The sequence below is a fragment of the Chryseobacterium sp. genome (genome assembly GCF_008831505.1).
Taxonomy (GTDB): domain Bacteria; phylum Bacteroidota; class Bacteroidia; order Flavobacteriales; family Weeksellaceae; genus Marnyiella.
On the sequence record NZ_CP044507.1, the window covers coordinates 703013 to 727433 of the forward strand.

18 protein-coding genes and 1 tRNA gene are annotated in these 24421 nt (G+C 43.9%); 8 read left to right on the top strand and 11 right to left on the bottom strand.

What is annotated here, in order from left to right; translation table 11 throughout:
• Positions 1-24: 24 nt before the first annotated feature.
• A tRNA-Ser gene (locus F7R58_RS03330) sits at positions 25-111 on the top strand.
• Positions 112-220: 109 nt separating this feature from the next.
• Here the strand turns inward: F7R58_RS03330 and F7R58_RS03335 are convergent.
• Positions 221-760, bottom strand: coding sequence for a hypothetical protein (locus F7R58_RS03335; RefSeq protein WP_158063537.1), 540 nt, complete (start codon positions 758-760; stop codon positions 221-223).
• A gap of 185 nt (positions 761-945) precedes the next feature.
• Positions 946-1971 carry an asparaginase gene (locus tag F7R58_RS03340; RefSeq protein WP_158063538.1) on the bottom strand — a complete coding sequence of 342 codons (1026 nt, stop codon included), beginning with the start codon at positions 1969-1971 and terminating at the stop codon, positions 946-948.
• 126 nt (positions 1972-2097) lie between these two features.
• On the opposite strand from F7R58_RS03340, the gene F7R58_RS03345 reads away from it, so the two are divergent.
• A complete protein-coding gene (locus F7R58_RS03345) occupies positions 2098-3078 on the top strand; it encodes a L,D-transpeptidase (protein WP_187695255.1) in 981 nt (326 codons plus the stop codon).
• Here the strand turns inward: F7R58_RS03345 and F7R58_RS03350 are convergent.
• Positions 3062-3601 (bottom strand): hypothetical protein, encoded by a 540-nt coding sequence (locus F7R58_RS03350; protein WP_158063540.1) that lies wholly within the window; start codon positions 3599-3601, stop codon positions 3062-3064. The genes F7R58_RS03345 and F7R58_RS03350 overlap by 17 nt on opposite strands.
• Entirely contained in the window at positions 3598-4914 is a 1317-nt protein-coding gene (locus F7R58_RS03355) for a PDZ domain-containing protein (RefSeq protein ID WP_229723835.1), read from the bottom strand. Before F7R58_RS03355 ends, F7R58_RS03350 begins: the two co-directional genes overlap by 4 nt.
• A 508-nt stretch (positions 4915-5422) precedes the next feature.
• Here F7R58_RS03355 and F7R58_RS03360 point away from each other — a divergent pair.
• Positions 5423-7135, top strand: coding sequence for a tetratricopeptide repeat protein (locus tag F7R58_RS03360; RefSeq protein WP_158063542.1), 1713 nt, complete (start codon positions 5423-5425; stop codon positions 7133-7135).
• Here the strand turns inward: F7R58_RS03360 and F7R58_RS03365 are convergent, their stop codons facing one another.
• Entirely contained in the window at positions 7136-7675 is a 540-nt protein-coding gene (locus tag F7R58_RS03365; protein ID WP_158063543.1) for a hypothetical protein, read from the bottom strand.
• Between the two features lie 76 nt (positions 7676-7751).
• Positions 7752-9065, bottom strand: coding sequence for an adenosylhomocysteinase (gene ahcY, locus F7R58_RS03370; RefSeq protein ID WP_158063544.1), 1314 nt, complete (start codon positions 9063-9065; stop codon positions 7752-7754).
• A gap of 224 nt (positions 9066-9289) precedes the next feature.
• On the opposite strand from ahcY, the gene F7R58_RS03375 reads away from it, so the two are divergent.
• Positions 9290-9877, top strand: a complete 588-nt coding sequence (locus F7R58_RS03375) for a hypothetical protein (RefSeq protein WP_158063545.1) — start codon at positions 9290-9292, stop codon at positions 9875-9877.
• A 294-nt stretch (positions 9878-10171) separates the two neighbouring features.
• Positions 10172-10831 carry a 4'-phosphopantetheinyl transferase family protein gene (locus F7R58_RS03380; RefSeq protein WP_158063546.1) on the top strand — a complete coding sequence of 220 codons (660 nt, stop codon included), beginning with the start codon at positions 10172-10174 and terminating at the stop codon, positions 10829-10831.
• Positions 10832-10839: 8 nt separating this feature from the next.
• On the opposite strand, the gene F7R58_RS03385 is transcribed toward F7R58_RS03380, so the two are convergent.
• The 3 genes from F7R58_RS03385 to porU all read right to left on the bottom strand — a co-directional run bounded on the left by F7R58_RS03385 (position 10840) and on the right by porU (position 18266).
• Positions 10840-13098 (bottom strand): FUSC family protein, encoded by a 2259-nt coding sequence (locus F7R58_RS03385; RefSeq protein WP_158063547.1) that lies wholly within the window; start codon positions 13096-13098, stop codon positions 10840-10842.
• A gap of 81 nt (positions 13099-13179) precedes the next feature.
• A complete protein-coding gene (porV, locus tag F7R58_RS03390; protein ID WP_158063548.1) occupies positions 13180-14349 on the bottom strand; it encodes a type IX secretion system outer membrane channel protein PorV in 1170 nt (389 codons plus the stop codon).
• A 44-nt stretch (positions 14350-14393) separates the two neighbouring features.
• Positions 14394-18266 (bottom strand): type IX secretion system sortase PorU, encoded by a 3873-nt coding sequence (porU, locus tag F7R58_RS03395; protein ID WP_158063549.1) that lies wholly within the window; start codon positions 18264-18266, stop codon positions 14394-14396.
• 163 nt (positions 18267-18429) lie between these two features.
• Here porU and gldJ point away from each other — a divergent pair, with 163 nt between their 5' ends.
• Positions 18430-20040 (top strand): gliding motility lipoprotein GldJ, encoded by a 1611-nt coding sequence (gldJ, locus tag F7R58_RS03400; RefSeq protein ID WP_158063550.1) that lies wholly within the window; start codon positions 18430-18432, stop codon positions 20038-20040.
• A gap of 66 nt (positions 20041-20106) precedes the next feature.
• Positions 20107-21378 (top strand): UDP-N-acetylmuramoyl-tripeptide--D-alanyl-D-alanine ligase, encoded by a 1272-nt coding sequence (locus tag F7R58_RS03405; protein WP_158063551.1) that lies wholly within the window; start codon positions 20107-20109, stop codon positions 21376-21378.
• On the opposite strand, the gene F7R58_RS03410 is transcribed toward F7R58_RS03405, so the two are convergent.
• Positions 21375-21983 carry an NUDIX hydrolase gene (locus F7R58_RS03410; protein ID WP_158063552.1) on the bottom strand — a complete coding sequence of 203 codons (609 nt, stop codon included), beginning with the start codon at positions 21981-21983 and terminating at the stop codon, positions 21375-21377. The genes F7R58_RS03405 and F7R58_RS03410 overlap by 4 nt on opposite strands.
• Positions 21984-22015: 32 nt before the next feature.
• Between F7R58_RS03410 and F7R58_RS03415 the strand changes: the two genes are divergently transcribed.
• Positions 22016-22408, top strand: coding sequence for an SRPBCC family protein (locus F7R58_RS03415; protein ID WP_158063553.1), 393 nt, complete (start codon positions 22016-22018; stop codon positions 22406-22408).
• A gap of 79 nt (positions 22409-22487) precedes the next feature.
• On the opposite strand, the gene dnaK is transcribed toward F7R58_RS03415, so the two are convergent.
• Entirely contained in the window at positions 22488-24386 is a 1899-nt protein-coding gene (gene dnaK, locus F7R58_RS03420; protein ID WP_158063554.1) for a molecular chaperone DnaK, read from the bottom strand.
• Positions 24387-24421 lie beyond the last annotated feature (35 nt).

A 24421-nucleotide genomic window follows, 5' to 3' on the forward strand; every position in this document is an offset into this window, starting at 1 on the left:
TAATCCTATTTTTGCCCACCATTAAGAGAGGTGTCCGAGTGGTTGAAGGAGCTAGCCTGGAAAGCTAGTATACGGGTAACTGTATCGAGGGTTCGAATCCCTTCCTCTCTGCAGTAAGCATCCTGCCGTATTATACGGCAGGATTTTTTTTGCTCATTAATTTATTAAAAAACAGCCCGTACAAAATGTACAGGCTTTTTTGAAAATATTTAAGGTAATGTTACAGTCTTGCTTCTGTATCATCGTTATACCAGCGGTCGTATGTATAGCGTGCATCTTCTTCATTTCTTGGCTTATAGCCCATGTAGATACCGCCATCCTTAATTTCAGACTCGTAACGAGCGGCCTCATCTTCAGGAACACCTGCACCTGTAAGGGCACCTACAAGACCACCGGTTGCTGCACCGGCACCGGCACCAGCAAGACCTGCAGCCAACGGACCTGCTACAACAAGTCCAAGACCTGGAAGAAGTACGTTGGAACCAATCGCAGCTACTGCGCCTACTACCGCGCCAATTCCGCCGCCGATCAGTGATCCTGTTCCTGCGTTGTCTGCAACTTTGTCGCCGAGAGCAGTATCGCGGTCAGAGTTGGTAAAGTAAGTATCACGTGTTTTATCAGACATCAGCACATTTACATCATCCTTGCTGTACCCTCTTCCGTGAAGATCTTCATAAGCTCTGTCGGCCTCCTCTCTGGTTCTGAACACTCTGGATACATAATCGTTTCTGAATTCTGGTCTGAATGGTTGATTTTCCATAATAGTAAAATTTTAAATGTTAATATTTTGTTGTGCTACCTAAAATCCAATTACGGTGCCACAGGACCGCGTCTTAACATTGTTTAACACTATAAAAAATCTGCATAAACTGCCTGATGACCGTTATTCAAACTTGCAGTATGTTTGTGCTTGCTTGCAACCCACACGTTGCCAGAGATATCTGATTAGTTTGTTACTTCGCTGAATTCACCACTCAAACATTTGGTAAAGTTTTCGGAAAACGACCCGGAGTAATTGGGATTGTCCAGCAGGTGCATTGCCTTCGTAATTGCACTTTCAGCGGTCATATCTTGTCCACTTATGGCTCCTATCCTGTTAAAGATATTACTGTTCTCGTATTTCCCGAAACTTATACCTCCCGAGATACACTGTGTAACAACCACAATCTCTGTCCCGTTCTCCCTAATTTTACGCAGTGTGCGTTCAGTTTTGGCACTGCTGAAAATGGTACCGCTGCCAAAGACCTGTAAGATCAGCACCTTCATTTTCGGTATCTCAGTAAAATACTCCAGTGTCATGCCCGGAAAAATTCGCCAGAACAGTACTTCACGGGAGATATGCATATCTGCAGAAAAGGGAAGTTCAGCCGGGCTGCGGTATAGAGCATCCTTATCTACCTTCAGATGTACACCGGATTGTCCCAGCATAGGATAATTTGGACTTTGATAGGCGTCAAAGTATTCAGCTGAATATTTTAAGGTGCGGTTCCCGCGCAGCAGTTTATATTCAAAATAAATGGCCACCTCCTGAATAACGGCTTCCCCGTTTTCGTAGAGGCTCGCGTAATAGAGGCCGGTGAGCAGATTTTCTTTTGCATCGGTACGCAGATCGCCAATTGGGAGCTGGGAACCTGTAAGGATAACCGGTTTTCTCAGTCCTTTCAGCATGAAACTTAAAGCTGAGGCGGTATAGGACATGGTATCCGTCCCGTGAAGGATCAGGAATCCGTCATAGCTCTCATAATTTTCCTGAATATACCCGGCCACTTTTTTCCATTCCTCCGGGCCCAGGTCAGAGGAATCGATTGGCTTACTGAAAGCCTTTACTGAGATCTCACATTCAATAAGGCTCATTTCCGGGATTTTACTGAAGATATTTGAAAAATTAAACGGAACGAGCGCTCCGGTTTCATAGTTTTTTTCCATTCCTATGGTTCCACCCGTATAAATCAAGAGTACATTGCGTTTCATAGTCGTAAATTTACGGTAATTCGGCCTAAACTGAAATAAGTGTAAATGAACCCGTTATTTTTTTTAAATCGTAAATGTGCTAAATTTGGTATTATTCTTGGAAATGTGAGCGCAAAGATGACCAATATGAAGGAAATAGTGCGGAAGGAGGGTACGGCCCTATTAGCAGGGTTTGTGATGATGAACCTTATAAACTGTACAAAAAGTGAAACTATGCCTGCCCGGGAGGACCAGGCTTTAAAGAAGCAGCAGCAGCAGCAGCAGCAGCAGAAAATTGAAGATTCACTCCGCCGTGAGGCAGAGCGTGTGAAATATACGTATTTTCTGTTTCCGAAAAATAAGAAAGATTCCGCAATGGCGGTTTTTAAAGAGAAATTCAGCGACAGTGAACAATATACGGTTTTGGCTTTGAACCGACTTGATAAAAAGAACAGCTGGAGGGCAGATTCACTGATAATTCCGGACAAATTTGCGGATGATTTCCTTCAGTATTCCCCCTTTCCGAAAACGCTTGATTCATTGAAACAGGTGGACAAGATGGTTTTTTTCTCTTATGCGATGCATGCTTACGCACTCTATGAAGGTGGCAGTCTAATTAAATGGGGGCCGAGCAGTATGGGTAAAAAAGCCACACCTACTAAAAAAGGACTCATGTTTGCCAACTGGAAAAAGGAAGAAGCGATTTCCACTTCAAATTCTGAATGGATTTTACGCTGGAACTTTAATATTCATAATACCCTGGGCATAGGCTGGCACCAATATGACCTTCCGGGCCACCATGCGTCGCATTCATGTCTCAGACTGCTGGAGGAAGATGCCAAATGGATGTATTCCTGGGCAGACACCTGGATCCTTAAGGACGGAGGGCAAACCTTAGCTGCCAAAGGTACGCCTGTAATCGTCTTTGGCGATTCCGATTTCAAAAGCCGTCCCTGGCTTAAACTGCCGTCAGATCCGGCAGCCAACGAAATTTCTGAAGCTGACCTGAACCGCGTCTTCCTGCCTCATCTCACAGAAATTCTCAGAGAGCAGGAGCAGGCCAAATTATTACGCAACAAATCGTTATCAGCAGTAAAAAAGGATAATAAGATTACTCCGCGGGCGTAGTTTCCGCTGCTTCATGTGGCAGGGTAGAACTGATGGCGAATTTCCTGAGCAGCTTCATTTCGTGAGCTGCTTTTTTCTGACCCCATAACGACGCCAGATAGGTGAGTATGATGAGTGCCAGAGTTACAAATGACACCGGAAGTGCCCATGTGTAGTCATCAATCTTAATTTTTTCGCCTACAAACCACAAGGTGATGAATACCATCCATAGTATTCCAAACAGGAAATACAGAAACATAAAGAATGTCCAGACTGCTGCACTTGGACCAAAGATGCCTCTGACTGCTGTCCTGCCATCCTCCAGTTCGGTACGCAGTGCAAGGTTAGGTTTCCAGTAGTGGTCATACTCTGTTATTACCGTAATGACAGCCGTTTGCGGATTGATGTTGCCTGCAAAGTACTTACCGTGCTTCTTAAGATATGCTTTCAGGTTTTGCGAGTACTCTTCAGGACTTAGGGAAGTATACATTTTAAACCGGGGTCTGGACCTCATACGGTCCATGGTTGTTTCTTCAGTATTCATTGTATATCGGTGTAAGGTACAGGGTCTTCCAGGAAAAAAGTGAATTTATGGAATTTATCTTTTCTGATAATCTCAACTGTAATTTTTTTGCCCGGTTCAGACTTTAACAGCTGCATAATGTGATCCAGTTTCATCTCCGCTGTATTTCTGTTGTTCAGTTTCATGAGTTTGTCACCCTTCCTTAAGCCTGCACGTGATGCGGGCGATCCTGCACGGATTCCCGCTACCGAATATTCCGGTTTCAGGCTAAACTTATAGCGGAATTCATTGGTGGCAGCAGCATATCCGCCGGCGGTTTCAGAATGGCGCGGCGAGGGATTCTCCACTTTAACGAGTTCCTGGCTCCAGGTCATGCCGTCATGTTTCACTTCCAGACCACTCATATTCAGGTGAAAGGGATCATCATAATAGCGGTTTTTCTTTAAGTAGAGCTTATTCATGGGATAATCAAAAATAAGGGTAAAACGCCTCAGCAGGTCATTGCCAATTGAGCCTTTTCTGCCCGGCACCAAGGTAAGATGCCGCACAGACTCAGCATCAGGATGCGCGGCCAGGGGTTTTTCAAAAGTGAATCTGTCCAGATACAACCGATGGATGCGACTCCTTTTACCATAAATATCTCCATTAAATCCGCGGCCCAGGAAATCGTCAATATTTGGGCGGTTGTACTGGAATCCGTCAATTACTTCGGGAAAAAGCCAAAGTGGATCACTGTTTCCCAGGTCCAGCAACAGTTTGGAATCCTGCCGAAAAGCTACCTGTTCCACTCCCGCCATGACATAAGGCTTATTACTTTCAATCGTAATGTCCAGCTCCGCAAATGATTTTCTGGGAATTTTATAGTTGCTGTGTTTCCGGTAAACGGTAATTTTTTTTGCCTGATAATCAATTTTGACCTGATGGTTACGGAAAAAGGGATAGCCTATAATGCCGTTCACAGGAATACCGACATGTGAGGAGAAGTTAAACTCTTCATCCAGAATAACAAAAATGGTATGATTGCTGTCCGCGAAAGTACTGCCGATCTGCACTTTATTATTTACTGATTTCAAACCTTCAATTTCAAGTGCACCACCCAGTCCTGAAAATTTTACTCGTTCAGTATCCTGCAGCACGAGCTCGCTGTCACCCACACTGAAAAGCAGTGTTTCCGCCACTCCGGTGTCCAGGAGGAAGGTAAGCTCCACTCCGTTTACAGTAATCGGAATAAAAATGAGATTATTGATTAGTTGAAATGAAATGGTTTCCTTCTTCGTATTCTGATCCAGCAGTAAACCGTCCTGCGCACGTACGTAGGAAAGGGTTAAAACCAAAAGTATCAACAGGGATTTCACCTCTTGAAGTTACAAAATCTTTCAGCTGCATTTGTACTCTTTTATGTAGTGAGGAAAAATCCGCGCATTATTCCAGACCAAAAAAAATCTCCGGAAGCGGTTCCGGAGACTGATGCAGCAGGACTTTTTCCCATCATTTGTGTTTTCATGGTTAATGGATAATATTTAGATGTCCTGCTTTACTTTGCTAAATTAATATTATGAACATTCAGATAAAAATTTAATGAGGGGACAAAAGGGGGACAATTCGTCTGATGTTTTTAAAGATCTGATATTCAGTTTTATATCTGTTGAATCCCTTCGCCGGCTGTTCTTTGTATGTAAGCGCTTAAAGATACAACTGAATCAAAGACAGTTAGTCTGAGGGGAAATTGTTGCCTGCATAATAAAAAAGGGTGCAGTGAATTTTGTAAAGCGTCGCGGATTTTTGTAAATTGTTCATTTTACATTTCCCTTAGATGCTTTTCACGAAGTTTTAAATGATTTAATGACGCTACGGTATATTTTTATTCTGCTTTTTTGCTCTCAGTTCACACTGGCAATGTCCGGGCCGGTTTACAGTTCTGCTCGCATACAGGAATATGAAAACAGCATACGCACAGCAGAGCATCTGATTAGAGATACGGCAGCTTTGAGAAAGATATGGCAGCAGGAATCTTCAGCACACCGCATTATTGCAGAAACACTGTTGGCAAAAGGATATGCTAATACACTGGACCGGATAAATGCAAAAAGCAACTTCCATTATAAAAACTCTATAAATAATGCCACAACATCAGGTGATGCTGCACTGCTGCTTTGGGCAGAAATGAGCTATGCCGAATATCTGTATCGCTACCGTGAAATGACCCGAGCACTTCCCTTCTTTCTGAAAGGACTTGATGCCACCGAAAAACGCAGTGCGCGGGAGTTAATTGATCCGTGCTGGACTTATAAAACAATAGGATATTATTTAGGAACTATTGGCGATTATGATGAAGCCATAGTCATGTTAAAGAGAGCACAGCACCATACCACCGAAAATTCGGCACAATACGCTGAAATTCTTGACAATATCGGACAATACCATTATCTCTCGGGCAAGTTCGGCCAGGCAGAGAATTATTTTAGGAGCGCACACGACTCTGCGAAAGAAGTTAATGACTTACTTCGGTATGCCAAAACGCTCGGAAATCTGGCACTTATCAGCGAAGAAAAGGGTGATTATAAAGAGGCCGTTTTCCTTCTTCAGAAAGATATAGAAATCTCGAAACAGTTGAGAGCGGCACAGAATACCATGTTTGCACAAATTGCGTTAGGTCGGGTGCTGATGAAGGCTGGTCATATACAGGCATCGGAGCAGGCGCTGAACCAAGCCCTTAAGATAGCGGTCAGCCGGCCCCATTTCCTGAATTCCCGTAAGCAGATTGCCGAGATAAAGATAGATCTGTATCAGATAATGAACAGGGAAAGTGAATTGCAGAGACTACGGAAGGAGCTCAGTAGTTTAGAAGATTCATTACGCCTGAAGGATGGGGAGCAGCCACTGAGCAGGGCCAATCTTATAACTCAGAAAGCGCTTTTCCGTCAAAAAATGGCTCAAGCTGATGAAAAAATTCGGGGAAGAGACCGGCTTCTACTAGCCGTGGGTGTCGCAGCAGCGGTGGGATTTGTGCTGGTGGGACTTTATCTGATGCGGCTAAAAAGGAAAGAGGGGCGGCGAAAGCAAAGGTATAGTGCAATGATCCGTAAACTCAGTCGCGAAAAGGAAACCTATGAACGCAGGCTAAATGAAACCAGGCAGACTGTGCAGGATCAGATTGAGTATCTGAAAAATAAGAAGGAACATATTGCACAACTGAATGCGGAGATGGAAAAAATCCGGCGGTCTGAGGCAGCTCAGCTGGAAGAGGAGGAAGGCAAACTGGAACAAATGTTACAGTCGCACCTGATGACTGAGGAAAACTGGCAGAACTTCAGGAAGCAGTTCAGGAAGGAGTATCCGGAGTTCTATGAAATCCTGAAAACGGAGTTTCCCGATTTAACAGCTGCGAATCTCCGTATCATCCTGCTGCAGAAACTGGGATTCGGGCCGGCTGAAATCTCCGGGCTTCTGGGAATTACACAGGATGCTGTAAAAAAATCGCGTCAGCGTTTAAAGCGCAGGCTTGGCGAGAAATATGAAAAACTCATGGACCTGGTTAATTCCGGAGTTTACTGATTAAAGCCCTCGCGCTACCTTAACGAGCTCGCCGTTTTCAAAAAAATAGAGGCTGCCGGCCCACTCGTTCTTAGTTTTGCGTGGTTGCGCGCGGAGGTCATTTTCAAAGTATTTGCTGAAATTCCAGGAAAATTTGGAATTGTAATAATCTGCATCCATGGCGTAAAGCGGTGCTGTGAAAACTGGCGAACGCTGTTGCACAGTTTCATTGAGGTTTCCAAAACCCTGCATCACCAAAAACAGCTGATAACCGTTGTCCCGGGCGTACTTTTCATACGTGGACATGGGTAAACAGTATTCCGATTTACACCCATTCGTAAAGGTGTAAACCAAAGCACGCGGATGTTTCTGAATTTCCTCCCTGAGTTGCTTTCCGTTTACTTTATAAATATGATTGTTATCGGTTTCTGTAAATGCGACCAGCGGCACTACCTTCTGTTGCTGTTCTTCAGATAATTTTCGGTAATCATCGGTTACGCCGTAAACCGTACAGGAACTTGAAACAAAGAGCGAAATCAGCAGGAGGAAAATTTTATTCATGGCAAAGTTGGTTTGTTCAAATATAAAAAAAACTCTCCGATTTCCGGAGAGTCTGTGACTGTTTGAAAAAACAAGTTTAGTATCTGTAATATTCAGGCTTATAAGGCCCTTCAACCTCTACGCCGATGTATTTTGCCTGCTCTTCAGAAAGTGTTTCCAGTTCCACCCCAATTTTTTTCAGGTGAAGCATAGCTACTTTCTCATCCAGTTTCTTTGGAAGTGTATAAACTTCATTTTTATATGCTGCAGAATTGGTCCAAAGCTCAATTTGTGCCAAAGTCTGGTTAGAGAATGAGTTGGACATTACGAAACTCGGGTGTCCCGTGGCGCAACCCAGGTTTACCAAACGGCCTTCTGCCAGGATGATGATGTCTTTTCCGTCAATATTGTAAAGATCTACCTGAGGCTTGATCTCGTTTTTGGTATCGCCGTAATTTGCGTTCAGCCAGGCCATGTCTATTTCATTGTCGAAGTGACCGATATTACAAACGATGGTCTTGTCCTTCATCTTTTTGAAGTGTTCGCCTCTAACAATGTTGAAGTTACCTGTAGTTGTAATGATGATGTCGGCAGTTTCGATTACGCTGTCCAGTTTCTTCACCTCATAACCTTCCATAGCAGCCTGAAGCGCGCAGATCGGGTCAATTTCCGTAACGGTAACAATGGATCCGGCTCCTCTGAAGGAAGCCGCAGTACCTTTACCTACGTCACCAAAACCGCATACGATGACTCTTTTACCTGCAAGCATCACGTCGGTAGCCCTTCTTACCGCATCTACTGCAGATTCACGACATCCGTATTTATTGTCAAATTTCGATTTTGTAACAGAGTCATTTACGTTGATTGCCGGCATTACAAGAGTTCCGTTGGCCATTCTTTCGTACAGACGGTGTACCCCTGTCGTAGTTTCTTCAGAAAGACCTTTGATTTCTTTCGTTAGTTCCGGATAACGGTCGAAAACCATATTGGTGAGGTCGCCACCGTCATCAAGAATCATATTCAGAGGTTTTCTGTCTTCACCGAAGAATAAAGTCTGCTCAATACACCAGTCGAATTCCTCTTCGTTCATCCCTTTCCAGGCATATACCGGGATTCCGGCAGCAGCGATGGCCGCAGCGGCGTGATCCTGAGTGGAGAATATATTACAGGAAGACCAGGTTACATCGGCACCCAGAGCGACCAAAGTTTCTATAAGAACAGCAGTCTGGATGGTCATGTGCAGACAACCCGCGATCCTTGCACCTTTCAAAGGTTGGCTTGGTCCGTACTCTTCACGGATGGCCATAAGACCCGGCATTTCAGCCTCGGCGAGCATTATTTCTTTTCTTCCCCATTCGGCTAATGAGATATCCTTAACTTTATAAGGGACGTATTGTGTGGTAGTTTCCATCTTATTGAAAATATTTGTGCAAATTTACAAACTAATTCCTTTACCGCAAAACATGCCTTTTTACCAGGATCTTACCGGAGAAAAGGCTCCTTCGTCTTTGCGATTCTCATATTATTGCGCGCAGTTCATTCTGGTGTTATCACTCAGTTGAGGATCTTATGACCGCAATCATACAAAGAGATACTAATTCTTACTAACTTTAAACAATTCAAAAACAAAATATTATGAAAAATTTTATATTACTTTCTATCCTTGCCATTTTTTCCGCAAGTTGCGGCAGAAACGCTTTAAACGACATTCCAGAAGAAAACACTTTGCCGCCCATCACCCAAACCGGGGCTAATACCTTTGGCTGCAAACTGAACGGAGTAGTCTTTCTGCCAAATGCAGCAATTGGTTCTACAGTTGTTGAGAAACCAATGTATTTTTATGGATATTATATTGGAACACCAAATCATTCGAACAAATTATCTGCAAAGCGTGGCAAGGATGTAAAAAATCTATTCACAGTGGAACTTTATATGTACAAATTTTCTATAATCGGAAATGGTGAGTACACTTTGAATGATGCATATTTTTACAATGATAATAACCAGCCATTTAACTCATATATGAAATGTTATGCAAAAAGTCCGTCAACAGGGGAATGGAAAAACTATGGAAGTTTCATAAATTCAGGCAAAATTGTTGTTACCAGGTTTGATAATAATGGCTGTTCCGGAATCTTTGATGGTAAATTAAAGGAAGAAAATGGAAATGAAATAATTGAAATTACTGATGGTAGATTTGACATTAATTATAGCACATTGTAATATGAAGAAAATCTTACAATCTTTATTCGTATTTCTTGCAACATTTTGTTTTGCGCAAGAAGATATTACATTAGATCAATTACTGATAAACTCCGGCCAGTTCACACAAGCTGGTCTTAACAATAGGGTTTTATATCAGCGTTCCATTATGTATGCCGATAAAGCAATAGACTAAAATGCACCCTTACAACATTAATCCTGTTACCAGAAATATAACAGGGTTTTTATACTTGTCGCTACGCGGGTTTACCATCTGAAAGCTTTCCGTAAATTTGCCGGAACTAATTTCAGCCCATGCCATTTTACCAGGATCTTACCGACAAAAATGCCTCCATCCTTTTCTGGAAATATAATGATGATGATGCTTTTGATCACAAGGCACTTATTGAGCCGGAGAATTTTGCTAAAGTGGAGCATTATCATCCGAAAAAACTCATTGAATACCTGATGGTCCGCCAGATGCTGAAGATGCTGAAACCGGACCATAAGATCCTTTACAAAACCATTGGCCAGCCCTATCTTTTTCCGAAGGATGCATTTATTTCCATCAGTCATTCTTATCCTTTTGCTGCTCTTGCTATCTCGCAGAAGAGAGTTGGGATTGATATGGAGCGAATCCAACCCAAGATCGTTAGGGTAAAACACAAATTCTTGAATGATGCTGAACTTTCCTGGACCGAAACGGAAGATGAAGTGGAACTCCTAACCGTAATCTGGGCCGTGAAGGAGGCACTCTACAAACTGCATCCTTCTAAGCTTTGGTCACTGAAGAAACACTATCAGGTTGAAGCATTTATTCTGGACCAGCTATCCAATTTAAAGTGCCGTGTATTTGATGAAGATTTTGAAGACTGCTATACAGCGCGCGTCATAAAGATGGAAGATTATTATTTCGCCGTAGTGGAGGAGGATCATATGCTGAATTACAAAGTTCTGACCTCCAGTCCCTTTTAGGATAAAGCTCAGGATGCGGACTCAATCTGAAGTCTGCTGTATTGCTCGGTTACTTTGCGCTGTTCATGAACCACATCAAAAATCAGTTCCAGGATCTCACTTATACTGCTGAGCACGGTAAGGCGTGTTATACGGTTCGGATCACGGTTATCATAAAATTCATGTTCGGAAATTTCAGATTTTCTTTTTTCAATCAGTTCATCTACCGTGCCGTGCGGCTTCAGCCTGCTGTGGGCTATGCTGTCTTCGTCCTGTTCATCATTATTCAGTAAAGATAATATGCGGTTCAGTTCACCGGTAATCTTCAGTTTCCACGTTTCCGTATCAATTTCCGGAAAACCGTCATCTGTACTGTTATATTGTGCCAGAGAAGCGGTATAGGCAGTAAGCAGGTGGGCCGTAGTCACAAACTGATGCAGGCTTTCAAGCTGTTTCTGTCTGTTTTTAGGATCTGAGAGCATCCGCTGAAAATTATCCGAAAGGTTGGCCAGACTGATTATAGCTTCCTTGCGCTGCAGGCGGTAGTTTTCATCATTTACCTCACCTACCTGCCTGATTTTGTTGATGACCGTCTGGAAGTAACGGATATTTGCTGCCGTAGATTTTTTCATCAGGTCTACATTCTGCGTATGTTCCCACACCGGCAGTACGAAATAGGAGACAAGGAACGCAATCAAACCCGCAATGAGCGTATCCAGGATACGGTCTTTAAATAGCAGGTTTACATTCCCCGGATTCAGGAAGTTAAAGGTGATGAAAATATAGAGTGTCATAAAGAACACAGCCCAGGCATATTTTTCCTTCAGCAGCGCAAAACAAAGGATCATTGATGTGAAAAGAACAGTTAGGAGTATAGCCTCATTTGTTACAAAGATCAGGATGATGTACGCCGCCACAGCACCTGCCACAGTGCCGTACAGGCGAAGTAGGTTCCGGTATTTGGTAGTGCTGTAGGCCGGTCTCATAATGGCTATGATTGTAATCAGGATCCAGTAAGAATGGCCAATGTTCAGGAAGCTCAGTTTGGCGATGGTATAACCAAGTAAAAGTGCACAGGTGATCCGTACCGCATGCCGGAAATGCGCTGATTTCAATGACAGATTGTTCAGCAGCACCCCGATATTCAGCCGCTCCTGTTTGGGAACAAATTTATCAAAGTCCAGTCCGGTGGAAAGACTTTTGGCATTTCTGAGATCCTGCGTAAATACTTTGTAGATTACAGAAACATCCTCGCTGACGTCTTTCACCCTGGCCAGGATCAGTCGCAGCGCCATGAAGCTTTCCAGGGTGCCGGCATTGAGTTCCCGGTTCCGCAAATCAAAATACTTTTCATGAAGTTCTTCCAGTTGTGTTACAAACGGATGCAGAGGTCTGCTTTTTACGCCGCCTTGCAGGGCGATTCCGATATTTGATATTTCTTCGGACAATAAAAGCAGATAAGACTGTATTTCCTGCAGAATTTCAGCATCGTCAAAACTCTCGTGAATTTTTCTGTAGTCCTGATCGGAGGTAAAAAGTTTCTCAAAGAGATCAACCGAGTTCAGGAACATCAGCATCAGCAATCTGCTGGTGGTGGTACTTTCATTTACTATGGTCCGTGTCTTGAACACTACTTCGCGCGTTTCTTCCTGAAGGTTCTTTATGACCACCTGATGTGCTATCACCTCACGATACAGGTCGTCTATCCGGGCTCCCTGTCCATAAAATTTGGCTTTAATCTTAAGGTATTCTGCAAGTTGCAGATAGTTTTCACCGATCATCTGGCTGGCAAGCTTGTAGGGTTGCAGCCGGGAAACCACCAGAAATATAAGCAGAAACCAAATGCACCCGGCAGTGAAGATAAGCAGATCTTTCAGTGGCCGGTCGCCGGAAAGGTTGCCGTCAATAAAAATGGAGAAAACCACCAGGGTCAGACCTCCCACGGCGGCCAGTCTCTGCCCGTAAACTCCAATCATTGAAAAAAAGATTCCGATGATAATGATTTCCAGGTAGGCCAGGGGCAACAGGCCGTGTGAAGCCATCCCTAATGCAGCTACAAAAGTAAAAGTACAGACAGCAACTGCCAGGGCGTTACGCCGGCGGATAAACGGTCCGGCCATATCGGTGAGCCCTACGAAACTTGTTCCCAGCGGGAAGAGGAAGTACTCTTTCAGCAAACCAAAATAAGCCAACACCATACTCGGAATCACAATAGCCAACGCAATCCTTACTGCAGAGTAAAGATACTGACTGGTGATGAATTTTCGAAGTTCAGAAGTGTAGTTCATTGTGTGGAAAGGTGACCGGACGGCCGTTCAGCAAATAAAAAAGACCTCACTGGGAGGTCTTAGTAAAATTTATTTTTCCGATTAATAATCAGTAGCATTCATTGATTCATCGCCAATATTCCAGGTAAGACCAAACCTTAGTGTATTGTCCAGCGCCGAATTCAACTTAGACATATTGATCAGATAAGACACATCCAGTGCAAAAGCATTGTATTTAAGACCGATACCCGCAGTTGCGAACTGTCTTGCCCCTTGCTCTTCACTTTCATGGAAGTAACCGCCGCGAACGAAGAAAGCATTGTCATAGGCATATTCCAGTGCACCGGACAGCATGATACTTTTTGGATTGTTAAAAGATTTTCCAATGCCTTCCATCACACCTACGTTAGGAACCTCATATACGGGTTGCTGGGTAAGTGGATCTATTCTTGTAATCTCTGCACCCGGCACTAAAAGTTTAGAAGCTTCCGCGCTGATTCCAACCCGGTTTACATCATCAATGTATACATCGTAACCCGCACCAAATCTTGCTATAGTAGGCAGGTAAGTCCTTGATTCCTCATCACCTGTATAATCCAGTTTAGGACCTAAATTCTGGATGGCAAAACCTGCATTGACTTTATTATCCATTCCTCCAAGACCGGAGAAACGAGGTGTAGTGTAATAGCCAGAAATATCTACCGCAAACGAGTTTGCAGGCTTCAGTGTCGTGTCTGTGTTGAATCCGCCGGAGAGGTCGGAACGAATAAATCTACCGGTAACAGCCGCGGAGAACGAATCTGCAAGTCTCAGGGCGTAGGATACGTCAATGGCAAATTCATTTGGTTTAGCTGTTCCTTCGTCGGCAACAGCGTTGTTATCTACCAGCCTGGTAAGGTTTACCTCACCCATATTGAAATAATAGATACTGGCACCGATGGTGGATCTTTCCTCCTCACCAATAAACCGGTAATAGGAACCGTAGAGCAGGAAAACATCATTGGTCAGTTTTCCCATATAAGGTGTGTAATTAACACCCACTCCCGATAAATTTCTTGAGAAAGGATATTTTGCCGCGTTCCAGAACTGAGAATAGACATCAGGAGAGGTGGCAACACCCTGGTCACCCATACCTCCGGAACGTGCATCTGGAGCAACTCTCAGGAAAGGCGCACCGGTAAGAACCGGCCTGATTTTACTTAAATCCTGTGCAAAAGCAGTAATGCCTACACCTAAACCTAATCCTAAAAGAAGTCTTTTTGTAAAATCCATATAGTTATATTTAATTTCCAAATATATAAATTATTTTGATGTTTTTATCTCAATAATACCATTTTTTCTACTGCTGTAGCTCCTCCTTTGCATTTTTCCTGATTTTGGCTCCGCGCAAATATTTTAAAGATGTAAGTTCCCTTACCTACAGCATCGCCATAATCATCCAGTCCGTCCCACTCAATTGCCTGTCGGGGTGTGCGGAAGCCCTGCAGGAAAGGCTCGGCCACCACAGGTTGGCTCAGCGTGCGTACCAGCTTACCGGTAAAGGTGTAGATCTGCACGTTTACATCAAGTATATCATCACAGTTATGCTCAAAATGGATATAGGTTTTGTTGGTAAACGGATTCGGCCAGTTCAGCGGTCTGTTGATCACCAGGTTCTGGTTGGTTTCATCCTTCACTATAAAGCGTAACGTTTCCGTAGTCGAATTATTGTTGATGTCCCAAACCTTGAACGTTAGCGTATGCTCGCCGGGTGCCAGGTTGCGGAATGGGTAAGTTACATTGCCTTTCTGGTAATCGGCCAGTCCGGGATTTACACAACCGTTGCCGTCACCGCTGGAATAGAAGTCGTTCAGGACAACAGTATTAATAATCTGTCCGTCCAGGTAAGTCACGATATCATGACCCACACCCGCACCGGTGGAGTTGATTCCGGTATCATCTGTAATACAGGCCAGCAGCATCGGATTTTGATCCGTTATGCCTCCGTCAGCAAAATTGGTGTTATTCATATAGAGTTTTACTTTCGGCGGCTCACTGTCATTGATGCCGTTGGGGTTTATACCGCCAATCTGAACGGGCTGGTTAATGAACACATCTTCCACTTTATTGTCGGCATAGGCCAGCATCCTACCGGTTCCCATGGTGTAATTAATATCGTTGGGAACATAAAACTCAACGGTGAACACACCGTTTACTGCGGTCCCGGAGGCCTTAACAATCGGGCTTCCTTCCTCAGTATAGTTGAGTATCGGTGTAAGGCTGCCGTCATTATTCAGTGTTGTTTTATTCAGTCGCTTGTCGTAAATATTGATAACCACGCGGCCGTTAAAGTTCGTATTCAGTGTTCCGTTGGCATTATTGATGTGGCCGGTAATCTTCACAAAGTCAAGCGCACGTATCTGTCCCGGCACGGGAGTTTCTACATTATCTATGGCCAGAAGTTTTTTCGGACGGCTCAGTTTCATAGCCGGGTCGCCCAGAAAATTTACCTTAAGGTGATTTGGATTTCCGCCAAAATCAAATTTAGCCTGCAGGAATGCATTCCCAAGGGTATCAAAGTCACCGGCATTAAGTTCAAAAATGCTTTTGGTAAAAGTGTCTGTAAACATTACTCCATAATTCACATCAATTGCGCGGCTGGAGGTAATCATTGATGCAGCACCGCCCGACGGCAGTTTTATGAACTGCTCTCCTGCAGAAAATGTTCCGGGTTCATCCCAAAGGGTAAATTCACAGGTTATGGTGGAGACAAGCGGGAAGCGGCTGTATACATTGGAGAAATTGTTGAAATCCTCAATCTCATCGGAAGTAAGGATCCGTTCCTGAGCCCAGCCATTGATGCCCCCATGTCCAAGATAGAACATATACAGGCTGTTTCCTACATCGTTTGCGATGGCTTGGTTAACCTGGGGGTAACGCTGTCCGCCGGCCGTATTGACTGCCGGGAATGCATCCATGTACAGTTTACGTACATTGTACTCAGGTTTGTCGGTAGCTGCCTCAAAAAGATCCTGTAAGGTTTCATCCATAATGGTGTGGAATGGGGTGCCTCCATCTTTATCATCATCTGCCACGAAATCAAGTTTCATTCTCCAGATACCAAAGGGCGAAGACTGCCCCGGCAGATTATTATAGTATGCAAGGGTTTTGTCAACAAGCAGTTTTGCTTCCTGAATGTTAGCGGCAGGCAGCCTTCCCACAGGTACGTCGGCCAGCATGCTTGGCAGGTGGGTTGCGGTTTGCGGGCTTGTCATCCCGATATAGTCATCCGTCACAAAGGAGCTTACGTAATTTCCGCTTTCCTCACTCTGGTAAGCAGGCACAATATTATGGTTATTCGGAATCCTGTTCTTGAAATCATATGTGGTATCGCCCAAAATAAGCACATATTTCAGCGTACCTGCCGGACTGTTCAGATGGGTTACGAAATCCCGGATGGCAGTCAGGTCTTTTCTGCCGCTGCTGAACTCATTATAAATTTTATTGATGTCAACCACTGCAGTGGTGAAATTGTTCCTGGTTTGGTGATGGCTGGCCATTCGCTGGGCATGGGTCATCATTTCAGGAGAGGTCAATACCAGGTAATCAATATTTTGCAGTGCGCTGAGGTTCTGGTTATCTGTCTTGCCTACATAAGTAGGAGTATAGGCAGCATCGGCACGGAAAGCCACAAATTCATTGTTGAAGTTGGGATCATTGGCGATATAGCCGAAACTATAGGTACTACTGCCTGTGTTTTTGTTAACGGCCCGCTTCGCATTGGTGATGTCGGTTACGTCCCAAACCTGTTCCGCGGCACTGGCATTGCTCATGGCAAAGCTGTAGGCCTGACCCGAGCCGCTCTGCAGTGAGAAATCGCGGAAATTCATCTGTCCGCCATTGAAGGAAAGGTTTTCCCGGTATTGGATTTCCAGATAATCAAAAAAGAAATTTCCGTTTGGATTTGCTGATATATCAGGGGTAAAGTTAAAGTTAAAGGTATTGCCTGATACATTATTCAGTGTGCCCTGGAATCTCATCTGTACAAAGTCAAGTCCCCCGGGCGTCGCAGACTGCACCGAATTGTTTTGATTGTTGATGTTGAAGGCTAGCGTATTGCCCTGGGATTTATAGGCCACCACCTGTGTGCGGTAGGTAATTAGGTCGCCGGGTTGTGCCGGGGTCTTGGTGGTGATGGTATAGGTTTTGGGTGCAGTAAAGCCCGGCTCATCTACCCAAATCTTACCGAGTTTAAGCAGATTCCTTTCGTCATCATTTATAACCTGATAGTCATCATACCTTGTGATCGGATTGGCGGTAAGCGGCAAGTCTGAATCCTGGACACGTTTTCCCGGACCTTTATCGAAATTGATAAAATAGTAGGAGAAGTCATCATACAGATTCTTCACATTATTGCTGCGGTCGGTGCGGGTATCGGTCCTTTTGAAACCGTTTCCGTTTGTGGGATCATAAAGGTTATACCCATTAGGTCCCTGCGCATAGAATAGGGCATAATCACCGTCATTCCAGACACCGTCTGCCTCGCCCACCACCTGGATTGCATTTTCCTGCAGCGCATCATATTTTGTGTCCTGGTTAAATTCAGACAGCATAATACCGCCATTGCCGTAGATCCGGAAATTTTTTGGGTTGATGTTGGCCGGGTTGAGGCCGTTGGCCTGCAGGAAATCTTTAGTGATCCTGAAAATCCCTGAACGGTCCACCTTTATCTTATAGAAGTTTCCTGTATTCAGCGGGTTGTTTGTGGTGCCCACTTTCTGGGTGTTGGGATTAAGTTTTGCGGTTTCCTCTATATTAAAGGAAGAAAGTCTCAGGATCCGTCCATTCTCCGACTTGAAGAGTGAAACATTGATATGCGCAGTCCTTGTACCTTTGTGGTTGGTATAGGCCACATCTTTAATTTCAAAAGGAAGGATGTTGTCTTTCTGAAGGTCGTAAAGGTCCCTCGCAGAAACTGTTTCCCACTGCATGCCCGAGATTTTTAAATCTTTTTCGCCTGCGCTGTGTTTTATATTGATAAAAATATTATTTTGGTCAAATGAAAAGCCGGGATTACTGAAGGTGGGAAGGTTCATTTTTATCTCCCCGTAATCGCGGATCTTAGCTCCTTCCCAGTTAATGCTTATCTTCTGCGAAAAAAAGCAGGCTGTGAAGAGGAAAATGAACAGAAAAGAAAGGTTGCGGATCATTATTTTTGAATTAATTTTCAGGAATACAAATTAAACGAAATTTTTAAAAAAATCCTGCGATACAATAAAATAAAATTGCTTTCGTTTCAAAAAAATCAAAACATTACTTGATTAATTAATAAAATTATTATTTCTTTGTACTTTGAAAATATTTATACCGACTATGAAAAAACTAAAGTTGTTTTCATTAATTGCATTAAGTTCAGCTTTCGTCCTTACCAGTTGTGGAGGGGGATCCGGTAAAGGTGGCGGAACGAAAAGTTTCGTATCCAAGACCGGGTGGAAACCCAACGATAACAGAGGTTGGTTTTACGCAGGCAAGCAGCAAAAACTGAAAGGATGGCCAGGAATGGTATATGTGGAAGGCGGAACTTTTACAATGGGATTAGTGAAAGATGATGTAATGCATGACTGGAATAACTCGCCCCGCAGAATGCAGGTAAGTTCATTCTTCCTTGGTGAAACTGAGATTACAAACTATGAATACCGTGAATATCTGACATGGCTTAAGTATGTTTTCCCACCGTCTGATCCAAGCTTCAGGGAAATCTACAACGGTGCTCTGCCGGATACACTTCTTTGGGATAACGAACTTTCCAGAAATGACTATTCTGAAACCTATTTCAGATCTCCGGAATACGATTATTATCCGGTGGTGGGTGTGAGTTGGTCTCAGGCGAATAAATATTGCGAATGGCTTACAGACAGAGCCAATGAGAAAGCATTAATGGATGCCGGTATCATTGCTAAAGATCTCTATATAAACGAATCCAACAATGTGGGTGGATCTGCTTTCAATATGGATAAGTTTAAATCAAACGATCCGGATATGCAGGCCTATATTAACGAGCAGAGACTGGCTCAGAAATCCGGTATGAACAGAAATGTCAACCAAAGGATTTTGGCTGCCAACAGGTCTCCTGCAGCTCCACTGGTGCAGAAGTTCAGACTTCCTACAGAGGTTGAATGGGAATTTGCAGCGTTGGGAACAATGAAAAACAGGGAATATAACAATATTCTTGGAAAAACTCCGGAGATTGAACGTCTGAGAGGTCAGAAAGGCCGTAATGAGGGTATGTTCCTGGAAAATTTCAAATACGGAGCGGGTGATTATTCCGGTGTTCCGGGATGGCAAAATGACGGGTCCGCAAGAACTGCCGATGTAAAGAAATACCCGGCTAATGACCTTGGACTTTACGGTATGTTTGGTAACGTAGCCGAATGGACTGCCGATGTATACCGTCCGATTATCGATTCCGATTATAACGACTTCAATTACTACAGAGGTAACGCGCCACAAAGAATCCTTAGAAATGGTGACGGAACTTATGCTCGTGTAGACGACGGAAGTATACAGTATGACACTCTTGCTGACGGCAGACTTCTGTATAAAAACCTGCCTGGTCAGTACCAGAGAGAAACCATCGCAGATTACAGTAACTTCAGGGATGGCGACAGACAGTCTTCACTGAACTTCAGAGCTGGTGATGAAGACAGTGCAGCAAATGCAAATTTCAACATGTACAATGCACCGCGTAAGAATTTCTTCGTGGACGGTAGCGGAAGAGTTGTAGTACAAAAGGATAACGCATCCAGAACTTCAGCCATCACAAACGAAATCAGAGTTGTAAAAGGTGGTTCATGGCAGGATACAGCATACTGGCTGGATCCGGGACAAAGAAGATTCAAAAGCCAGAGCGGCGGTTATGGATGGATCGGTTTCCGTGTAGCGCAGGATGCCCGTGGCGCACAGAACAACAGATCAAGAAGATAACATTAGTTGTAATAAATAATAATAAATCCTTCCCTCATACGGAAGGATTTATTTATTTTTGACCCCATGAATCCAGAACTTTTCTATCCCTATCTTCAGCAGTGTAACAAGGTATCCATCGACTCCAGAACAGTAGGGTCGGGTGATATCTTCTTTGCATTCTCCGGCGAGAATTTTGATGGTGCCCTTAAGGCCTCAGAAGCTGTAGACAACGGAGCGCTTGCGGCAATTGTAGAGAATAAGGATTTTGAAGATTCTTCGCGCAATATCTTCTATGTGCCCAGCACCCTTCAGTTCATGCAGGACCTGGCACGGGTGCACAGGAAGAAGCTCACCATACCCGTGATTGCTTTAACAGGAAGCAACGGAAAGACAACCACTAAGGAACTAATAGCTACTGCACTTTCAGCAAAGTTCAACGTCCTGTACACCTTCGGAAATCTTAATAACCATATCGGTGTTCCCCTCACGCTGATGTCGGTAAAGCCGGAGCATGAGATCGCGGTAATAGAAATGGGTGCCAATCATCAGAAAGAAATCGAATTACTCTGCTCCATTGCTCAGCCGGATTATGGCTATATTACCAACTTCGGAAAAGCGCATCTGGAGGGTTTTGGAGGCTTTGAAGGCGTGATTGCCGGCAAATCGGAGTTGTATAATTATTTGAAGGCAAATGGTAAAACGCTGATCGTTAATAACGAAGATCCTTTGCAGGTTGAAAAGACCCAGGGATATCAGCCTGCCATCAGCTTCGGTACAGATAATGCCGATTATATATTCTCACCTTTGTGTAAAGGCAATTTTGTGGGTCTTGGTTTCGACAGTACGGAAATTATGAGCCAGCTTACGGGAATTTTTAATTTCAGCAACCTTAGTGCAGCCGTGGCTTTGGGACTTCATTTTGGCGTTCCGAAGGAAAGAATAAAAGCGGCAATCGAAGATTATGAACCCACCAATATGCGCTCGCAGGTGATGGTAAAAGACGGCCGAACCCTGGTGCTGGATACCTATAACGCCAACCCAAGCTCTATGGCGGGCTCATTGCAGAATTTCAAATCGTTTGAAGGCTCAAAAACAATCATCATCGGAGATATGCGTGAACTTGGTGCTGAGAGTCTGGCTGAGCATACAGCAATACTCAATATGGCCCTACAAATGGAATTCGACCAAATCATTACAGTGGGAGAGCAGTTTCAGGCGGTTGCCAAATCACCTCTGTCGTTTTGCACTACAGCAGAGCTTACCGATTATCTTAAAGACAATCCGGTTACATCGAAGAATATTCTGTTAAAGGCCTCCAGAGGAATTGGTCTGGAAAAAGTGCTTGATGTTCTTTAGAGATTTTTCTCCCAAACTTCGTTCAGGATCATCCTAATATTGTGGAAGGTAGACGGGAAGACTTCCTGCCTGATCCGGGCATCGCTTTTCCAGTCTACAGCTGTAATACCTTCTTCCACTTGGGGTTTGGCATTGCCCGTACCTACATAACTCATCTTGAACCAGTAAGTTGTCTTCAGTACACGGTCACCATTTCTCTCGGTATAAATGTGGAAGGTATTGTTGATGAAGGATTCAAGTATCAGTTCACATAAACCGGTCTCTTCTTCCACTTCACGCACTGCAGCCTGCTCCAGGGATTCCCCTTTTTCCACTTTACCTTTTGGGAGGTCCCATTTACTGAGTCTTTTAATGAACAGGGTCTCTTTGTTGGCATTGGTTACGATTCCCCCGGCTGCCTCAATTACATGAAACATATGCGTGAAATCTTCCCAAAGTTCTTCAATATTTTCTCCGTAGACATTAATTTCGGGGCAGGAGGTATTCTGCAGGAGGTCTACGGCGATTTCCAGAGTTGCAAAGCCTTCGTAACGCAGGTTTTTTTCAATATCCTCGGGATACTTACTTATTGTTAATTTTTTTTCGTTAACAAAAACTTTATACATTTGTAAGACTTTAATCTTACAAAAATAGAAAAATGAATTTAGAAGGACGAAAAATATTACTTAATAAACCGGTGTCCGAAATCGTGGATTTGCTTAAGGATCCTGAGAATTATAAGCAGTTGATGCCGGAGGGCCTTCAGAAATTTGACGCTACTGCAGACGGGTTTAAATTTTCGCTGAAAGGCATGCCGGAGATTGCGCTTAAGCTGGGTGAGGTAAGTGAACAGAAGGCGGTTTTGCGGTCGGCAAGTTCCAGTATGGATTTTGAACTTACCACCAGTATGAATGCTGTTTCCGATACACAAACGGAGGTTCAGATGTTTTTTGAAGGCAAGTTCAATCCGTTTATCAAGATGATGGTTGAGAAGCCGCTTCAGAATTTTATGAATGCACTTACAGACAAGATAGAGACGATGTACGCATAAAGCGTGACTGATTTTTGTTATTAAAAAAAACAATCCCCGGGCTTTCACCCGGGGATCGTTGTATTAGGACTGGAAGTAATTACTTCACCTCTTCAAAATCAGCATCCTGAACATCATCAGCACCTGCATTTCCTGTAGGGTTACCCTGTGCCTGCTCGGCTCCCGGCTGTCCCTGCTGTCCCGCAGCATACATTTCCTCTGATGCGGCCATCCAGGCAGCATCCAAAGCTTCAGTTTTTGTTTTGATGCTTTCCATGTCTTTAGCATCAAAAGCGGTCTTCAGTTCCGCTGCCGCAGATTCAACAGCTGCTTTCTTGTCAGCCGAAAGCTTGTCACCAAATTCTTTCAGTTGCTTCTCGGTCTGGAAAATCAATCCGTCCGCTTTGTTCAGTACTTCCACCTCTTCTTTTTTCTTGGCGTCAGAAGAAGCGTTTTCTTCAGCTTCACGCTTCATTCTTGCGATTTCCTCTTCAGAAAGACCTGAACTTGCCTGAATCTTGATGGACTGCTCTTTACCGGTTCCTTTATCTTTAGCAGAAACATGAAGGATACCGTTGGCATCAATATCAAAAGTTACTTCAATCTGAGGAACACCTCTTGGTGCCGGCGGAATGTCTGTAAGGTCAAATCTTCCGATTTCTTTATTATCGTTGAACATCGGCCTTTCACCCTGACCCACTCTGATGGATACTGCAGGCTGGTTATCGCTCGCCGTGGAGAATGTTTCGGATTTTTTAGTCGGTATAGTCGTATTGGCTTCAATCAGTTTGGTGAACACAGAGCCCATAGTTTCAATACCCAATGAAAGCGGAGTTACATCCAGAAGAAGTACATCTTTTACATCACCTGTAAGTACACCACCCTGGATAGCTGCTCCAATAGCCACAACCTCATCCGGGTTTACCCCTTTGGAGGGTTTCTTACCGAAGAATTTCTCCACTTCTTCCTGAATAATTGGGATTCTGGTAGAACCACCTACAAGGATTACCTCGTCGATGTCTGAGATGGAAAGTCCAGCGTCAGAAAGGGCCTTTTTACATGGCTCCATAGAACGTCTTACAAGGTCAGCGGAAAGCTGTTCAAATTTAGCTTTGGTAAGTGTCTTCACCATGTGCTTAGGACCTGTAGCCGTAGCAGTGATATAGGGAAGGTTGATTTCTGTCTGTGTGGAAGAGGAAAGCTCGATCTTAGCTTTCTCAGCAGCTTCTTTCAATCTCTGAAGGGCAATTGCATCAGATTTAAGGTCTACACCTTCTTCAGCTTTAAACTCATCTGCCATCCAGTTGATGATCACATCATCAAAATCATCACCACCTAAGTGCGTGTCACCGTTTGTAGAAAGTACTTCGAATACACCATCGCCAAGGTCAAGGATAGAAACGTCAAAAGTACCGCCACCTAAATCGTATACTGCGATTTTCTGGTCTTTGTGAGCTTTATCCATACCATAGGCCAGTGCTGCGGCAGTAGGCTCGTTGATGATTCTTTCAACCGTCAGACCTGCGATTTCGCCAGCTTCCTTGGTAGCCTGTCTCTGGGCGTCGTTAAAGTATGCTGGAACAGTTATAACCGCACGGGTAACTTCCTGACCCAAGTAATCTTCCGCTGTTTTCTTCATTTTCTGAAGAATCATCGCTGAAATTTCCTGTGGTGTATATTCTCTGTCGTCTATCTTTACTTTAACAGTATCGTTAGGTCCGGACACCACTTTATAAGGTACTCTGCTGATCTCGCTGGCATCGTCCTTGAAATGTGTTCCGATAAATCTTTTGATGGAGTATACTGTTTTCTCCGGGTTGGTTACAGCCTGTCTTTTAGCTGGATCTCCCACTTTTCTTTCGCCGTCTTCAGTAAAAGCCACGATAGAAGGGGTGGTTCTTTTACCTTCAGCATTAGGGATAACTACTGCATCCTTACCTTCCATTACTGCAACGCAGGAGTTGGTAGTACCCAAATCAATTCCGATTATTTTACTCATAGTATCTATTTTTATTTTTTACAATTTGAGGTCAA

Bases quoted from the DNA above. Each gene is read 5' to 3' on its own strand.
- F7R58_RS03410 (WP_158063552.1), bottom strand. From the start codon at position 21,983: ATGTATAAAGTTTTTGTTAACGAAAAAAAATTAACAATAAGTAAGTAT.
- F7R58_RS03360 (WP_158063542.1), top strand. From the start codon at position 5,423: ATGACGCTACGGTATATTTTTATTCTGCTTTTTTGCTCTCAGTTCACA.
- dnaK (WP_158063554.1), bottom strand. From the start codon at position 24,386: ATGAGTAAAATAATCGGAATTGATTTGGGTACTACCAACTCCTGCGTT.
- F7R58_RS03340 (WP_158063538.1), bottom strand. From the start codon at position 1,971: ATGAAACGCAATGTACTCTTGATTTATACGGGTGGAACCATAGGAATG.
- porU (WP_158063549.1), bottom strand. From the start codon at position 18,266: ATGATCCGCAACCTTTCTTTTCTGTTCATTTTCCTCTTCACAGCCTGC.
- gldJ (WP_158063550.1), top strand. From the start codon at position 18,430: ATGAAAAAACTAAAGTTGTTTTCATTAATTGCATTAAGTTCAGCTTTC.
- F7R58_RS03385 (WP_158063547.1), bottom strand. From the start codon at position 13,098: ATGAACTACACTTCTGAACTTCGAAAATTCATCACCAGTCAGTATCTT.
- F7R58_RS03350 (WP_158063540.1), bottom strand. From the start codon at position 3,601: ATGAATACTGAAGAAACAACCATGGACCGTATGAGGTCCAGACCCCGG.
- ahcY (WP_158063544.1), bottom strand. From the start codon at position 9,065: ATGGAAACTACCACACAATACGTCCCTTATAAAGTTAAGGATATCTCA.
- F7R58_RS03335 (WP_158063537.1), bottom strand. From the start codon at position 760: ATGGAAAATCAACCATTCAGACCAGAATTCAGAAACGATTATGTATCC.
- F7R58_RS03380 (WP_158063546.1), top strand. From the start codon at position 10,172: ATGCCATTTTACCAGGATCTTACCGACAAAAATGCCTCCATCCTTTTC.
- porV (WP_158063548.1), bottom strand. From the start codon at position 14,349: ATGGATTTTACAAAAAGACTTCTTTTAGGATTAGGTTTAGGTGTAGGC.
- F7R58_RS03415 (WP_158063553.1), top strand. From the start codon at position 22,016: ATGAATTTAGAAGGACGAAAAATATTACTTAATAAACCGGTGTCCGAA.
- F7R58_RS03365 (WP_158063543.1), bottom strand. From the start codon at position 7,675: ATGAATAAAATTTTCCTCCTGCTGATTTCGCTCTTTGTTTCAAGTTCC.
- F7R58_RS03405 (WP_158063551.1), top strand. From the start codon at position 20,107: ATGAATCCAGAACTTTTCTATCCCTATCTTCAGCAGTGTAACAAGGTA.
- F7R58_RS03345 (WP_187695255.1), top strand. From the start codon at position 2,098: ATGAAGGAAATAGTGCGGAAGGAGGGTACGGCCCTATTAGCAGGGTTT.
- F7R58_RS03375 (WP_158063545.1), top strand. From the start codon at position 9,290: ATGAAAAATTTTATATTACTTTCTATCCTTGCCATTTTTTCCGCAAGT.